Origin of the sequence: Streptomyces sp. BA2, assembly GCF_009769735.1 — a bacterium.
In the GTDB taxonomy this organism is placed as follows: Bacteria; Actinomycetota; Actinomycetes; order Streptomycetales; family Streptomycetaceae; genus Streptomyces.
The window spans coordinates 6,576,370-6,591,958 of the sequence record NZ_WSRO01000002.1 but is presented as its reverse complement, the minus strand read 5'-3'; the positions used below and the strand labels follow the sequence as shown (position 1 = coordinate 6,591,958).

The following is a 15,589-nucleotide window of genomic DNA, read 5'->3' as shown; positions in this document are numbered from 1 at the left end:
GCCGCAGTGACGAAGAGGTCGTGCGTGTTACGCGTCCATGAACTGCCGGGTCAGGCGGGGCGCGGTTTCATACCCTGCGCACACCGCACAAACCGGCCGCGGCGGCCATCCGATTGACCTGGCGTGGGGGAGCCGAGTCGGGCAGTTCGGGATGGACCGGCCGCGGCCGGAGTTCTGGTGGGGCGCGCTCAGACCGCCTCCGCGGATTCCGGCATGTCGACGGCGAGCCGGTCGGTGAGCTGCACGACCTCGGCGATGTCGCCGAAGTCCCGCACGGCGGTGTCCACGGTCGTGCGGAGGCGGGTGTTGACCCGCTCGGAGCGGACCTTCTTGGCGATGGTGAGGGCCTCGCCCGCGAGCACCGTGCTCTGCTCGGGCTCGCGCTGGAGCAGGTGGACCGTGGCCATGCCGATGAGGTTCAGTGCGTACGAACGCTGGTGCTCGGAGTCCTTGCCGAAGAGGTCGACGGCGCGCTCCATGACGGGCTCGGCGAGCGAGGCGTACGTGGGGCTGCGGCCCGCCACATAGGCCAGGTCGCGGAACGAGTGAGCGTTCTCGCCGTTCAGCTCGGCCTCGGAGAAGAAGCGGATCCAGTCGGGCTCGGGCTCGTCGAAGTCGGCGGCGTCGGCGAAGGTGTCCTCGGCCATGCGCACGGCCCGCTTGCACTTGCCGGGCTGGCCCATGCTGGCGTAGGCACGGGCCTCCATCGCATACAGCATGGCCTGGGTGCGCGGGCTCGCGCAGTCACGGCTTCCGTACTGCGCGAGGTGGATCAGTTCGAGCGCGTCGTCGGGCCGCCCGAGGTGGATCATCTGGCGGCTCATGCTGGAGAGGATGTACGAACCCAGCGGCTTCTCGCCGGCTTCCTTCGCGGCGTGCAGGGCCAGGACGAAGTACTTCTGGGCGGTGGGCTGGAGGCCTACGTCGTAGCTCATCCAGCCGGCCAGCTCGGCCAGCTCGCCCGCGACCTTGAAGAGCCGCTTGGACGTGGCCTCCGGCTGGGGCTCCTGCAACAGGTCCGTCACCTCGTGCAGTTGGCCGACGACCGCCTTGCGCCGCAGGCCTCCCCCGCACTGCGCGTCCCACTGCCGGAACATCACGGTCGTGGACTCCAGGAGGTCCAGCTCCGGTTTGGAGAGCCGGCCGGGCCTGCGGGACGGCGTGGGCGGCTCCGGGTCGCCGACGGGGGACACCGGGCCGGGGACCAGCCAGCGCTGCATGGGCTCGATGAGGGCGGGGCCGGCCGAGAGCGCGAGCGAGGTGCCGAGGAAGCCGCGCCGGGCCAGCATCAGGTCGCTGCGCGAGAACTCGCTGATGAGCGCGACGGTCTGGGGCCCGGTCCAGGGCAGGTCGACGCCCGAGACGGAGGGCGCCTGGTGCGCGGCGCGAAGACCGAGGTCCTCGACCGCGACGACACAGCCGAACCGCTCGGAGAACAGCTCGGAGAGGATGCGCGGGATGGGCTCGCGGGGGTTCTCGCCGTCCAGCCAGCGCCGCACGCGCGAGGTGTCGGTGGAGATGTGATGCGCACCCAACTGCCGTGCCCTGCGGTTCACTTGACGCGCCAGCTCACCCTTCGACCAGCCGCTGCGCACGAACCAGGAATTGAGCAGTTCGTTGGGGCGCTTCTCAGCGTTCGCACCACTTCCGCCATTGCCGCCCACTGGAACGCCCCCATCCCTCACGACACTTGCACGCGGTCCATGCCAAGCCCTACCAGAATGCCGCCCATTGCGGCTCTCCGTCCGGAGAACGTCACCCATCGAACAGGAAACCGACTTGCCTCCGGCATACCCACGAGTGCACGACACTCAGGGGCCATGCACTGAAAGTAATCCTACGATCACCCCTCCGGCGAGGGCGATCGCGGAAACGCCACCATTCGCCACCCCTTCGAATGAACTCCCGGCCCGCTACAAGCGATTGACTTGACAGTGGACGACCGAAGGTGGGCGGAAGGGAGCACTCGGGGGCGCGAATGACAGCGCGCACACCCCTGAAGCCATCTGAAGCCAGCCTGAAGCCATCGGGCGCCACACAAAAACACAGGGTCACGATCCGATTCCGTCACGTAACCACACCGCGCTCGACCCGTTGGAGGGGGCATGGGCTTCACGATCGGCGGCATCCGGGGGACCGACAAGCCTCGCACCGGTTCACGGCGGCGCGGCCGCACGTCGGACTGCATCGCGGTGGCGGAGTACACCGGACTGTGGGGATGGGCCGCGGTCCCCGGCGCACGCGCCCTGGACGGCCGCTGCTCCTGCGGCGCGGCCGACTGCACGGCCCCCGGCGCCCACCCCCTGGAGTTCGCTCCCGAGGTCCCCGCCGGGGCGACGCTCGACGAAGTGACCGAGGCCTGGGCGCAGCTCCCGGGCGCCGCCGTACTGCTGCCCGTGGGGCGCGCCTTCGACGTCATCGAGGTGGCAGAGGCAGCCGGCCGCAGGGCCCTGGTCCGCCTGGAGCGCATGGGCCTGCCGCTCGGCCCGGTGGCCGCCACCCCGCAGGGCCGGGCGCACTTCTTCGTCGCCCCCGGCGCCGCCGCCGAACTCCCCCAGCTGCTCTACCGCATGGGCTGGGACGACGCCGGCATCGACCTGCACGGCCTGGGACCCGGCACGCACATCACGGCCCCGCCGTCCGACCGCGGGGGCCTCGGCCCGGTCCGCTGGCTGCGGCCCCCGGACCTGGACTCGGCGACGCATCCCCCGCAGGCGCGGCTGCTGCTCGGGACCCTGGCGTACGTGGCGCACCGCTCACCCGCGTAGCAGTCACCGCCCGCACACGGAAATGCCCCGCCCCGGCTGCACCCCGGGGTGGGGCATTTCTTCGCGATGGCGCCCGGTGGGTCCAGTGCTACTCGCCGATCAACGCGTCCACGAACGCCTCGGGCTCGAACGGCGCCAGGTCGTCCGCGCCCTCGCCAAGACCCACCAACTTCACCGGCACACCCAACTCCCGCTGAACGGCGACAACGATTCCGCCCTTGGCGGTGCCGTCCAGCTTCGTCAGGACGATGCCGGTGATGTCGACGACCTCGGCGAAGACCCGCGCCTGCACCAGGCCGTTCTGCCCGGTGGTGGCGTCCAGGACGAGCAGCACCTCGTCCAGCGGCGCGTGCTTCTCGACGACGCGCTTGACCTTGCCGAGCTCGTCCATCAGGCCGGTCTTGGTGTGCAGCCGCCCCGCGGTGTCGATGAGGACGACGTCGGCGCCCTCCGCGATGCCTTCCTTGACCGCGTCGAAGGCGATCGACGCCGGGTCGCCGCCCTCGGGGCCGCGGACCGTGCGCGCGCCGACGCGCTCGCCCCAGGTCTGCAGCTGGTCGGCGGCGGCCGCGCGGAACGTGTCGGCGGCGCCGAGGACCACGGAGCGGCCGTCGGCGACCAGGACGCGGGCGAGCTTGCCGGTGGTGGTGGTCTTGCCGGTGCCGTTCACGCCGACGACCATCACGATGCCGGGGGTCTCCAGGCCCGACTCGGTCTTGACCGTGCGGTCGAAGTCCGGGCCGAGCAGGGTGATGAGTTCCTCGCGCAGCAGGTTGCGCAGGTCGTCCGGGGTACGGGTGCCGAGCACGCGGACACGCTCGCGCAGCCGCTCGACCAGTTCCTGGGTGGGGGCGACGCCGACATCGGCGGTGAGGAGCGTGTCCTCGATCTCCTCCCACGTGTCCTCGTCCAGGTGCTCGCGGGAGAGGAGCGTGAGCAGCCCCTTGCCGAGCGCGTTCTGCGAGCGGGAGAGCCGCGAGCGCAGACGGACCAGGCGACCTGCCGTGGGCTCCGGGGTCTCGATCTCCGGAGCGGCTTCGGGAGCCTCTTCGGTGACGACCGGCGCCTCGGCTCCGGCGCCCGGGAGTTCCACCTCCTCGATCGTGCGGCGCGGTTCGTCGCGCGGCGTCTCGGCCTCGTCGCCGACATGCGGCTCGGCCGGAGGGGCGGTGATGGTGGGCGTGGACGACGGGGCCTGCGGCGGCAGCTGCTTCTTCTTGCGGCTGCCGATCACGAGCCCGCCGAGCGCGCCGATCACGACCACGGCGATGACTACAGCAAGGATGACGATTTCCATAACTCACCCAGTATCAGCCATGGGGGCAACAGGGGCTCAAGCTGTAGCTTCCTCCAAAGAACATAAGCTCATAGAGGGCACTACTCGGACTAAAGTACGATGGAGCTCTCCGCATCAACGCGCGTAGAGTCCAACGCGATCACCCCCACGGACGGATCGCGGCGTTGCGATCCGAGCGAGAGGCACGGACCCCACCCCATGAGCACCACCGCCGAAACCGAAGGCGCCCTGGAGACACGCGGCCTCGAGCCCGTCCCCGACTCCGAGCGCACCGGCCGCACCCGCGAGCTGTTCCCCACCTGGGTGGCGGCCAACATCAGCGTCCTGCTGCTCACCATGGGCGCCGGTCTCATCGTCACCAACGGCCTCAACTTCTGGCAGGCCCTGGTCGTCGCCCTCGTCTCACCGGTCCTGAGTTACGGCATGGTCGGACTGATCTCCATCTCGGGCAAGCGCGGCGGCTCCCCCGGCATGACGCTCTCGCGCGCCGTCTTCGGCCAGCGCGGCAACCTCTTCCCGGGTTCGCTGATCTGGGTCGCCCGCTGGGGCTGGGAGACGATCAACGCGGTGACGGGCGCGTACGCGATCATCACCGTCCTGGACATCTGCTTCGGCGTGAAGTCCAGCAAGTGGCTGACAGTCGTGACGCTGGTCGCCTTCGTCGCCGGTACGTTCGTCATCAGCGGCCTGGGCCGCAAGGTCCTGCACATCTGCAACACCTGGGCGACGTACCTCTTCGGCGCGTTCAGCGTCCTCGTCCTGGTCTATCTGGTGGCCAACACCCCCTGGTCGGACGTCTTCTCGCAGTCCGCGGGCTCCACCGCGGCGATGGTCGCGGGCGTCGGCGTGATCGCCGCGGGCGGCATCAGCTGGGTCCCCACCGGCCCGGACTTCACCCGCTACCTCCCGCGCAAGGCCTCGAACAAGGCCCTGGTGGGCAACGCCGTCGGCGGCGCCGGCATCGTCGTCGTACCGATGGTCCTGATGGGCGCGGTCATGGCGGTCAGCACGCCGAGCCTGTCGGAGGCCTCGGACCCGGTCTCCTTCCTCGGCCAGCTCCTGCCGACGTGGATCGCCGTGCCCTACCTGCTGATGGCCCTGATCGGCATGCTCCTGATCAACTCCATGTCGATGTACTCCGCGGGCTTCACCGCCATGACGCTCGGCATCAAGGTCCCGCGCACGTGGGCCGTTTCCATCAACGCCCTCATCAGCCTGATCTTCGGCTACCTCCTGATGAACGTGGCCACCAGCTTCATCGGCTCGTTCATCTCCTTCCTGACCCTGCTCGCAGTCGCCTTCTCCGCCTGGATCGGCGTCTTCGGCATCGACATGCTGCGCAGGAAGACGTACGACGGCGAAGCGCTGATGGACACCAAGCGCACCAGCGCCTACTGGTACAAGGCGGGCTTCGCCTGGCAGGCCATGACGGCGTGGGCGATCGCCCTGGTGGTCGGGCTGCTCTTCACGAAGGTCGACTGGTTCAGCGGCCCGCTCGCCACCTCCTGGGTCGGCCGCAACGGCCTGGGCTGGCTGGCCACGATCCTCATCGCGGCCGTGCTGTACGCGGTGCTTCCGAGGACCCCGGCCGTCGAGGCCCCGCAGGGCAAGGGCGAGGGCCGGGGCGAGGGCGAGAGCGAGCTGGTCTCGGCCTGATCCGGAACAACTGCCCCCGGGCCCTGGCCATCTGACACCGCGTCATCTAACGTCCCTCTTCGCCCGCCCACGGTGAAGGGGGACGTTTTCCATGCCCGTCACAGTCGTACGCTTCAACCTCGTCGATCCGGACGCGACACCCGCCTCGCTGAGCGAGCGCTACAAGGCCGCCCTGGAGATGGCCACGTACGCCGACGACCGGGGCATCTCCACCGTGCAGACCGAGGAACACCACGGCGTCGGCAACAACTGGCTGCCCTCGCCCTTCACTTTCGCCGGCGCGGTCTTCGGCGCCACCCGCCGCATCGCGGTCACGGTCTCCGCGATCATCGGCCCGCTGCACGATCCGCTGCGGCTCGCCGAGGACATCGCCGTACTCGACCTGCTCAGCGGCGGTCGCCTGGTCACCGTGGCGGGGATCGGCTACCGGCCCGAGGAGTACGAGGCGTTCGGCGTCGACTGGAAGCGGCGCGGCAAGCTCCAGGACGAGCTCCTTGAGACCCTGTTGCGGGCGTGGACGGGCGAGCCCTTCGAGTTCCGCGGCCGCACCGCGCGCGTCACCCCGCGCCCGTTCACCCAGCCGCATCCGATGCTCCTGGTCGGCGGCTCCTCGCAGGCGGCGGCCCGCCGCGCGGCCCGGCTCGGCCTGCCGTTCTTCCCCAGCGCCCATCTGCCGGACCTTGAGGCGTACTACAACGAACGCCTCGCGGAGTACGGCACCGAGGGCTGGACGATGATGCCCGCCGCCGAGACCCCGCTCCTGCACATTGCGGACGACCCGGACCGCACCTGGGCGGAGCACGGCGAGCACTTCCTGCACGAGGCGCGCACCTACGCCTCCTGGCAGTCCAAGGACATCCGCTCGGCGGTGAAGTCCGCCGCCACCACGGTCGAGGAGCTGCGCGCCGAGGGCGTCTACCGCGTCCTCACGCCCGACGAGTGCGTGGCGTACGTGCGGGGCGGCGCCGCAAATCTCGTACTGCATCCGCTCTCCGGAGGGATGCCGGTCGACGAGGGATGGCGCAGCCTGCACCACTTCTGCGAAAACGTACTGCCCCGGCTCAAGGAATAGGTCCTTGAGCCGGGGCAGCTTCCTCAGAGGAGGGGCAGCGGGGATTAGCCCATCTCCTCCAGGGTCTTGCCCTTCGTCTCTCTGACGAACTTCATGACGAAGGGGATGGAGAGCGCCGCGAAGCCGCCGTAGATGATGTACGAGCCGGTCAGGCTCCACTCGGACATGCTCGGGAACGTCTTCGTGATCGCGAAGTTGGCGAGCCACTGGGCGGACGCGGCCACACCGAGGGCGGCGGCGCGGATCCGGTTCGGGAAGATCTCGCCGAGCAGGACCCAGACCACCACGCCCCAGGAGAGGGCGAAGAAGAGCACGAAGAGGTTGGCGGCGATGATCGCGGTCAGACCCTGCGCGTCCGGCAGCGAGACGTTGTCGCCGGAGCCGGTCCGGTACGAGAACGCCCAGGCCATGGTGAACAGCGCCAGGGCCATACCGGCGGAGCCGATCAGAGCCAGCGGCTTGCGGCCGATCCGGTCGACGAAGATCATCGCGATGACCGTGCCGACGATGTTCACGATCGACGTCTCGAACGAGTACAGGAACGAGCTGCTCGGGTCGTGCCCGATCGACTGCCACAGCTGGTTCGAGTAGTAGAAGATCACGTTGATGCCGACGAGCTGCTGGAACACCGAGAGGCCGATGCCGATCCAGACGATCGGCAGGAAGCCGACCTTGCCGAGCAGGTCCTTGAAGGAGGACTTGTGCTCGCGGCGCATGCCCTCGTGGATCTCCGCGACGCGCGCGTCCAGGTCGATCTTGGTGCCCTCGACCTCGCCGAGCACCTTCTTCGCCTCGACGTCACGGCCGACCGAGATCAGGAAGCGCGGCGACTCGGGGATGACGAAGGAGAGCACGCCGTACAGGACGGCCGGGATGACCATGACGCCGAGCATCAGCTGCCAGGCTTCGAGGCCCATCAGCTTGCCGCGCTGGTCGTCGTCCGCCAGCTTCAGGATGCCGTAGTTGACCAGCTGCGACACGGCGATACCGATGACGATCGCGGCCTGCTGGAAGGAGGCGAGGCGGCCTCGGTACGCGGGCGGGGCGACCTCGGCGATGTAGGCCGGGCCGATGACGGAGGCCATGCCGATGCCGATGCCGCCGATGAAACGCCACATCGTCAGGTCCCACGCCGCGAACGGCAGGGCGGATCCGACGGCGCTCGCAGCGAAGAGGACGGCGGCGATCTGCATACAGCGGATGCGGCCGATGCGGTCGGCGATGCGCCCGGCGATCGCTGCGCCGAGGGCACAGCCGAGCAGCGCGGTCGCGATGATCCAGCCGAGCATGTTCGCGTCGACGTCGAACCGGTGCTGGATGGCGACGGTCGCGCCGTTGATCACGGAGCTGTCATAGCCGAAGAGGAAGCCGCCCATGGCGGCGGCCGCCGTAATGAAGATGACATGGCCGAGATGGTCCGGCCTGGCCTCTCTGCCTTCGGGCTGCGGCGCCTTCGTAGTGCTGGTCACATGGACTCCTCGGGCCACCGGCAACATCGCCGGGGGTGGGGGTGAGCACTTCAAGTGGCGCACAACTTCACGCCGCCCACCACCTGAAGGTAAAAGCAACGTTGCAGAGACTATGCCTTCAAGTTTCGAAGTCAATACCTGGGTTCCTGTGAATTTCAGGTGCGTAAGAGGTGACCTTCGTTCACATCTTGAACTCAAGGAGGAGGAGCCCCGGTCCAGGAACAGCGCCTAGCGAAGCCGCTGGCTGATCACCTTCGAGACGCCGTCGCCCTGCATGGACACGCCGTACAGCGCGTCGGCGACCTCCATCGTCCGCTTCTGGTGCGTGATCACGATGAGCTGCGAGGCCTCCTGCAGCTCCTCCATGATGCGGATGAGCCGCTGCAGGTTGGTGTCGTCGAGCGCGGCCTCGACCTCGTCCATCACATAGAAGGGACTCGGCCGCGCCTTGAAGATCGAGACGAGCAGCGCGACGGCGGTCAGTGACCGCTCGCCGCCGGAGAGCAGCGAGAGCCGCTTGACCTTCTTGCCCGGCGGGCGCGCCTCGACGTCGACCCCCGTGGCGAGCATGTTGTCGGGATCGGTCAGGATCAGCCGCCCCTCGCCGCCCGGGAAGAGCCGCGAGAAGACACCCTCGAACTCACGGGCGGTATCGCGGTAGGCCTCGGTGAAGACCTGCTCGACGCGCTCGTCGACCTCCTTCACCACTTGCAGGAGATCGGCCCGCGTCTTCTTCAGGTCCTCAAGCTGCTCGCTCAGGAACTTATGACGCTCCTCAAGCGCGGCGAACTCCTCCAGAGCCAGCGGGTTCACCTTCCCGAGCTGCTGGTACGCCCGTTCGGCTGACCTCAGCCGCTTCTCCTGCTCACCGCGGACGTACGGCACGGGCCTGTTGCGCGGGTGCTCCGGGTCCTCGGGAAGCTCCTCGCCCTCGGCAGCGGGGGAGGGCGGCACGAGCTGGTCGGGGCCGTAGTCGGAGACGAGTCCTGCCGGTTCCACACCGAGTTCCTCCAGTGCCTTGGACTCCAGCTGCTCGATCCGCAGCCGCTTCTCGGCACCGAGTACCTCGCCGCGGTGGACTGAATCCGTCAACTTGTCGAGCTCCGCCTTGAGGTCGCGCCCCTGGCCACGCTCGGCGGCGAGATCCCGCTCCCGCGCCTCCTTGGCGCGCTCGGCGGCGCCACGCTCCTCCTGTGCCCGTACGAGGGAGACCTCGACGTGCGCGAGCAGTTGCCGCGCGCCACGGGCGACGGCCTCGGCGACCGCGGCCTCGTGCCGCATCCGGGCCTTGCGCTGCTCGGCACGCGCGCGTGCCTCGCGTTCGGCGCGCGCGGCCCGGTCGAGCGAATCGGCGCGCCCCGCGAGCCCCTTGACCCGCTCCTCGTGCGTACGCACCTGGAGCCTGGCCTCCATCTCGGTCTGCCGGGCATTGGCCCCATCGGCGGCGAGCCTGTCGCGTACGGAAGTGTCGGGCTCCTCCTCGACCGGAGCCTCCTGGGCCACGGCGAGCCGCTCGGCCAGTTCCTCGGCGTCCTCGACCGCCTTGTCAAGGGCCTCCTGCGCCTTGGCCGCGGCGGCCGCACTGCGCTCGGCCTCGCCCGCTGCACCACGCGCCTGCCCGGCGAGCGCGCCCAACTGCTGGGCCACGGCGGACTTCTCCCGGTCGGCGGCGCGCCTGCGCTCCCCCAACTCCTCGACGAGCGAGGCCACCTCCTTGCGCCGCTCTCCCGCATCCTGCTGGGCGCGCGCCAACTCATCGCATTGCTCGGCGAGTTGTTCCAGCTCGGCCGCCGCTTCGTCGACGGATGCCTGCACTTCGAGAAGGCTCGGCGCCCCGGCGGAGCCGCCCTGCGCGAAGTGCGCCCCGAGCAGGTCGCCTTCGGTGGTGACGGCGGTGAGCTCCGGGTGCGCGTAGACGAAGTCCTCAGCATCCTCCAGTGTCCCGACGGCGACCATCCCCCGCAGCAACCGCCGCACCGAGGGCATCAACTCCGCGGGCCCGCGCACCAGTTCGGCGACCAGGGGCGGCCCATCGGAGCCCGTGGGCCGTACGTCACCGGGGCCGCCGCCCTCCGGTGCACCTGCGAGGAGCAGTGCGGCCCGCCCCGCGTCCTGCTTGCGCAGCAGCCGGATGGCCTCCGCCGCCGACGCCGGTGTGGTCACCGCGATCGCGTCAGCGGCGGCACCGAACGCCGCCGCGACGGCGACCTCGTACCCCGGAGCGATCGAGAGCAGCTCGGCCGCCGGACCGAGCAGCCCCGTGAGGCGGTCCTTGGCGGCGAGCAGCGCCCCCGTCCCGTCCTTGCGGCGCAGGCCGAGCGCGAGCGCCTCGTGCCGGGCGGCGACCGCGGCCCGCTTGCGTTCGGCGGCGGTCGCCGCCTCCCGGGCCGCGGTCAGCGCACCTTCGGCCTCCGCGAGGGAACGCTTCGCCTCGTCGTGCCGCTCGCCGAGCTCCGCGTCACCCGCGTCGAGCCCGTCGACCTCCGCCTTCAGCTGCTCGTACTCCTCCTGGGCGGTGACCGCGCGCTCCCCCGCCTCGTCACGCGCCACGGCGAGCCGGTCGATCTCGGCCTGCGCGGAGCCCGCCCGCGAGCGCGCGGCGTTGACCTGGCCGTTCAGCCGCGCGAGCCCTTCACGCCGGTCGGCGATGGCCCGCGCGACGTCCTTGAGGCGACGCTCCTCGACCGCGAGCTCCCGCTCCAGATCGGCACGGTGGCCGACCGTGTCCTCCAGGGCGTGCTCCGCGGCCTCCAGGGCGGCTTCCAGCTCCGCTTCCTGCTCGCGGATCCGCGCGGCCTCGCGCTCCATGTCCTCGGGGTCACGGCCGCGCCGCTCCTCGGGGGGCGCGGCCGTCGCGCTCTTGACCCGGGCGTCGGCCAGCGACACCGTGCCGCGCACGCGCTCGGCCAACTGTGACAGCTCGTACCACGTCTGCTGCGCCCGCTGGAGCCGCGGCGCGAGGCGGCGCACCTCGTCCTCCAGCTCCGCCTCCCGCTGGAGCGCCTTCTTCAGCTCAGCCTCGGCGGTGTCCTTGCGCCGCTTGAGCTCCGCCTCGTCGGCGATCTCGGTGCGCAGCGCGTCCCGCAGGCGTACGAGATCGTCGGCGAGCAGCCGCAGGCGGGCATCGCGCAGATCGGCCTGGATGACAGCGGCCCTGCGCGCCACGGCGGCCTGGCGCCCGAGCGGCTTGAGCTGACGCCGCAGCTCGTCGGTCAGGTCCTGGACACGCGCGAGGTTGGCCTGCATCGCGTCGAGCTTGCGCAGCGCCTTCTCTTTGCGCTTGCGGTGCTTGAGGACGCCCGCGGCCTCCTCGATGAAGGCGCGGCGGCCCATGGGGTCGGCGTGCAGTACGCCGTCGAGCTGGCCCTGGCCGACGATGACGTGCATCTCGCGCCCGATGCCGGAGTCGGAGAGCAGTTCCTGGATGTCGAGCAGCCGGCACGTGTCCCCGTTGATCTGGTACTCGCTGCCGCCATTGCGGAACATGATGCGCGTGATGGTGACTTCGGCGTACTCGATGGGCAGGGCGCCGTCGGAGTTGTCGATGGTGAGGGACACCTCCGCGCGGCCGAGCGGCGGGCGCCCGGTGGTGCCGGCGAAGATGACGTCCTCCATCTTGCCGCCGCGCAGCGACTTGGCACCCTGCTCGCCCATCACCCAGGACAGCGCGTCCACGACATTGGACTTGCCGGAGCCGTTCGGTCCGACGACGCAGGTGATGCCCGGCTCGAACTTCAGCGTCGTCGCCGACGCGAAGGATTTGAAACCGCGCAGTGTCAGGGCCTTGAGGTGCACGCCGCCGGACTCTACCTTTCACTGACCGTTTCACCCAGGAAGATGCAGGGCACATCAGACGGTAAAGGAAGCGACACACGCAGCGACAAGCGGCGACAAACGCCGACAAGAAAGAAGGGACGCCGAAGCGTCCCTTGCAGATCTGGACAAGCGGCTGACATGGGCAGCCTGACCACGTGCGTTAACAGGCATCCCACGGACCGGAGAATGCGTGACGTGATCAAGCGTTACGCGAGGTCGTGTGAGGTGAGCGCCTTACTGAAGGTGGTGGTCAGGTGAGCGCAGGCTCCGCCTGGGGTACGTCGATGCTCTCCAGGAGCGATTCGTGAGAAGCGGCAGCCGCGAGCGCGTCGTTCTCGGCCTGGATCTTCACGAGCTCAGATTCCAGGTCCTGGACACGCTGCTGGAGCCGTCGCATCTCGGCGAGAAGTCGCGGGTCGGAACCGCCGACGTAACCGAGAAGCGCCTTTGCCATGATGGATGGTCCTCCACAATGAGTGACCGACCGAAGCGGTGTGGGTCGTGAGGGAATCGCACCCGCGGTGCTTGGCACTCGTTGTTCTTGCTGGGTCTTACGGGCCGTTCTCACATGCCAAACAGCTAAGGTGCGCGGGGCTTCCAGAGTCTCACCAAAAAGTTTGACGGTCAACACGATCACGCCCCGTATTGGCGGGCAACCCGGGGGCCTGCGGCCGTGGAAACGGCGGCGCTGCCTCTGCTGCGGGGCCCTGGGGGCGTGTCGATCTTCCTTCACCTGGGAGCCTGCCACGGCGGGACGTTCTTGGCAACCACCAGGCGTTTTCTGCCCCGGGCAGTTGCCACGGCCACATCGGAGCGGCTCCGCCCGGCAGCTCTCCGTCAGCGAATCGCGAATGTGTCGTAGATGCCGCGCGGAGTGTCCCAGATCTCAGTGACGCCGTCGACGCGGCCGGGTGTGTCGCCCTCGCGAAGCCAGTCGAGCAGTCCCTGGGCACCCGCGCGGGGCCCCTCGGCGACGACTTGCACACGGCCGTCCTCCAGATTGAGAGCAAAACCACTCAGGCCCCCGATCTCCAGAGCCTTGGCACGCGTGAACCAGCGGAAACCCACGCCTTGCACCCGGCCACGCACCCACGCCGTGAGTCTGACTTCTTCGTTCATGGGTGCACGCTAACCGGCCAATTGCTCTCGGAGCACTTCGTCCCCATGCGCCATCGCGTACAGTCCCGACTCGATGAGCCTCACTCGTATGGGTGAGCCACGTTGACCACTGAGGACGAGGAAGGCCAGGAGATGGGACGCCACCGACGCTCCGGCGCAGGGGCAGCCGCCACCGGCCGCGCCACTGGGGTCTCCGACGCATACGCGGGCGAGCACGCCGGCGTCCCGGAGCCCCGCCCCGCCACCGTGTCACACCGCCACAGGGGCCGCCGCGCCACCCCGGTGCGCACCGGCCTGCTCGGTGTGTCCGCGGCTGTGGCGATGGGCGCCGTGGCCGTCGCCTCCGGTCTGGTCCCCGGTGCGGAGAACTACTCCCTCGGCGGAGGCGGCGACTCGAACAAGGTCCGTGCCGCCACCACTCCCAGCGAGGTCGCGCCCCAGGGCGGCGACACCGGCACCGCCGAGCGCGAGTCGGCCCCGCCGAGCCGCGGCTCCGACCGCCCCGACGCTCCGGCCCCCTCCCCCTCGCAGTCCACCGAGAAGCCCTCGGCGGAGCCGTCGAAGAAGCCGTCATCCAAGGCGCCCGCCGCGCCTGAGACCGACGAGAAGAAGAAGACGAAGCCCCCGAGCCCCTCGCGCACCCCCTCCGAGAAGCCCAAGGCCCCGCCGGCCGCCGGATCGAAGTCGCCGTCCGCCGAGAGCGTGGCCGAGGCGGATGTGCTCACCCTGGTCAATCAAGAGCGGGCCAAGGTGGGCTGCTCCCCCGTGAGCGGCGACGCCGCGCTGGCTTCGCTCGCCGGGGACTTCAGCACGGACATGGCCGAGCGCGACTTCTTCGACCACACCGACCCGGACGGCGCGACTCCCTGGGACCGCGCCGAGAAGGCCGGGATATCGGACCTGGGCGGCGAGAACATCGCCCGGGGCCAGGCCAACGCCCAGTCCGTGATGGACGCCTGGATGAACAGCGCCGGCCACCGGGCCAACATCCTCAACTGCGACTACAAGACCCTGGGCGTCGGCGCGCACTTCGCGCCGGGCGGCCCCTGGTGGACGCAGGACTTCGGCTTCTAGCGTGCACTAACTCTTGGTTAGCGCCACCCGTGAGCTAGCGCTGTCCAGGAGTACGCTATCTGTATGGATTCCACAGCTCAGGCCGAGCACAGCGCGGAGATGGCGTACGACGTGTTCTCCAAGCTGTGCCCCTCGCGCGGCACCCTGGAGCACGTCACCGGACGCTGGGGCGCGCTGACCCTGGGCGCGCTGCACGACGGCACGTTCCGTTTCAACGAACTGCGCCGCCGGGTCGACGGCGTGAGCGAGAAGATGCTGTCCCAGACACTGCACGCGCTGGAGCGCGACGGCCTGGTCCGCCGCGACGCGCAGCCCACCAATCCGCCGCGCGTGGACTACCAACTCACCCCGCTGGGACGGGAGATCACCGACCGCCTGATGGACCTCATCCACTTCGTGGAGGGCAGGATGGACGGCGTGATCGAAGCCCGCGAGCGCTACGACGAGCGGGCGGCCGGCGGCCGCTGACAGCGCGGGCAGAAGTAGCTGGAGCGGTTCATCCAAGGGCGTCGGCGCATCGGCGTACCGCAGCGGCGGCACGGCTCGTCCTCACGTCCGTAGGCATCGAGCGACCGCTCGAAGTACCCGGACTCGCCGTTCACGTTCACGTACAAGCTGTCGAAGCTGGTGCCGCCGACGGCGAGGGCGGCGTTCATCACGTCCCGTACGTGGCCCAGGAGTTGGGCCGTGCGCGGGCGCGTGAACGTGGCGGTGGGACGCTCGTAGTGCAGCTTCGCCCGCCAAAGGGCCTCGTCCGCGTAGATGTTGCCGACGCCGCTGATCAACGACTGGTCGAGCAGGGCACGTTTGATCGTCGTACGGCGACGGCGCAGCGCGGTGTGGAAGGCCGCGTCGTCGAACTGCTCGTCGAGCGGGTCGCGTGCGATGTGCGCGATGACGTCCGGGAGCCCGTCCGGGGTGGTCGCGTGCAGTGAGAGACCGCCGAAGGTGCGCTGGTCGACGAAGCGCAGCTCGGTGCCGAGCGCGTCGGCGAACCGCATCCGGATCCTCAAGTGCTTCTCGTCGGGCGCCTCTTGGGGCTGGACGAGCAGCTGTCCGCTCATGCCGAGATGGGCGAGGATCGAGGTGCCGCTGTCCTCGACGGGCAGCCAGAGGTACTTCCCGCGCCGCATCGCCGTACCGACCCGGTGGCCCTTGAGGCGGAGCCCGAAATCGTCACCGCCCGCGAGATGCCGCCGCACGGCGCGCGGATGCAGCACCTCGACATCGGCGACGGTCCGATGAGCCACCCACCGCTCAAGACCGCGCCGGACGACTTCGACCTCGGGCAGCTCGGGCACGGGGATTCACTCCGGGG

The 15,589-nt window shown here is 69.7% G+C and carries 12 protein-coding genes; 5 read left to right on the top strand and 7 right to left on the bottom strand.

What is annotated here, in order from left to right:
- Positions 1 to 188 precede the first annotated feature (188 nt).
- Positions 189 to 1,664, bottom strand: a complete 1,476-nt coding sequence (nsdA, locus tag E5671_RS32605; protein WP_160507445.1) for a transcriptional repressor NsdA — start codon at positions 1,662 to 1,664, stop codon at positions 189 to 191.
- Between the two features lie 441 nt (positions 1,665 to 2,105).
- Between nsdA and E5671_RS32600 the strand changes: the two genes are divergently transcribed.
- Positions 2,106 to 2,768: a bifunctional DNA primase/polymerase gene (locus E5671_RS32600; protein ID WP_160507444.1), complete on the top strand. Its 663-nt coding sequence runs from the start codon at positions 2,106 to 2,108 to the stop codon at positions 2,766 to 2,768.
- Positions 2,769 to 2,856: 88 nt separating this feature from the next.
- Here E5671_RS32600 and ftsY read toward each other — a convergent pair whose 3' ends face one another.
- On the bottom strand, positions 2,857 to 4,065 hold the full coding sequence (gene ftsY / locus E5671_RS32595) for a signal recognition particle-docking protein FtsY (RefSeq protein ID WP_160507443.1): 1,209 nt from the start codon (positions 4,063 to 4,065) through the stop codon (positions 2,857 to 2,859).
- 198 nt (positions 4,066 to 4,263) lie between these two features.
- On the opposite strand from ftsY, the gene E5671_RS32590 reads away from it, so the two are divergent.
- Positions 4,264 to 5,721, top strand: a complete 1,458-nt coding sequence (locus E5671_RS32590; RefSeq protein ID WP_160507442.1) for a purine-cytosine permease family protein — start codon at positions 4,264 to 4,266, stop codon at positions 5,719 to 5,721.
- A 91-nt stretch (positions 5,722 to 5,812) separates the two neighbouring features.
- Positions 5,813 to 6,793: an LLM class flavin-dependent oxidoreductase gene (locus tag E5671_RS32585; protein ID WP_160507441.1), complete on the top strand. Its 981-nt coding sequence runs from the start codon at positions 5,813 to 5,815 to the stop codon at positions 6,791 to 6,793.
- A gap of 44 nt (positions 6,794 to 6,837) precedes the next feature.
- Here E5671_RS32585 and E5671_RS32580 read toward each other — a convergent pair whose 3' ends face one another.
- From E5671_RS32580 to E5671_RS32565, 4 genes are all read right to left on the bottom strand, one after another.
- Positions 6,838 to 8,289: a sugar porter family MFS transporter gene (locus E5671_RS32580; RefSeq protein WP_202121347.1), complete on the bottom strand. Its 1,452-nt coding sequence runs from the start codon at positions 8,287 to 8,289 to the stop codon at positions 6,838 to 6,840.
- Positions 8,290 to 8,490: 201 nt separating this feature from the next.
- Positions 8,491 to 12,057 (bottom strand): chromosome segregation protein SMC, encoded by a 3,567-nt coding sequence (gene smc, locus E5671_RS32575; RefSeq protein ID WP_160507439.1) that lies wholly within the window; start codon positions 12,055 to 12,057, stop codon positions 8,491 to 8,493.
- Positions 12,058 to 12,328: 271 nt separating this feature from the next.
- A complete protein-coding gene (locus E5671_RS32570) occupies positions 12,329 to 12,532 on the bottom strand; it encodes a hypothetical protein (RefSeq protein WP_135333243.1) in 204 nt (67 codons plus the stop codon).
- Positions 12,533 to 12,915: 383 nt separating this feature from the next.
- Positions 12,916 to 13,197: an acylphosphatase gene (locus tag E5671_RS32565; protein WP_160507438.1), complete on the bottom strand. Its 282-nt coding sequence runs from the start codon at positions 13,195 to 13,197 to the stop codon at positions 12,916 to 12,918.
- 132 nt (positions 13,198 to 13,329) lie between these two features.
- Here E5671_RS32565 and E5671_RS32560 point away from each other — a divergent pair, with 132 nt between their 5' ends.
- The gene (locus E5671_RS32560; RefSeq protein WP_160510551.1) at positions 13,330 to 14,271 is read left to right on the top strand and encodes a CAP domain-containing protein; all 942 of its coding nucleotides are present in this window, start codon (positions 13,330 to 13,332) and stop codon (positions 14,269 to 14,271) included.
- A gap of 63 nt (positions 14,272 to 14,334) precedes the next feature.
- Positions 14,335 to 14,739, top strand: coding sequence for a winged helix-turn-helix transcriptional regulator (locus E5671_RS32555; RefSeq protein ID WP_160507437.1), 405 nt, complete (start codon positions 14,335 to 14,337; stop codon positions 14,737 to 14,739).
- Here E5671_RS32555 and mutM read toward each other — a convergent pair.
- On the bottom strand, positions 14,709 to 15,572 hold the full coding sequence (gene mutM / locus E5671_RS32550; RefSeq protein WP_160507436.1) for a bifunctional DNA-formamidopyrimidine glycosylase/DNA-(apurinic or apyrimidinic site) lyase: 864 nt from the start codon (positions 15,570 to 15,572) through the stop codon (positions 14,709 to 14,711). The two genes, E5671_RS32555 and mutM, sit on opposite strands and share 31 nt — an antisense overlap.
- Positions 15,573 to 15,589 lie beyond the last annotated feature (17 nt).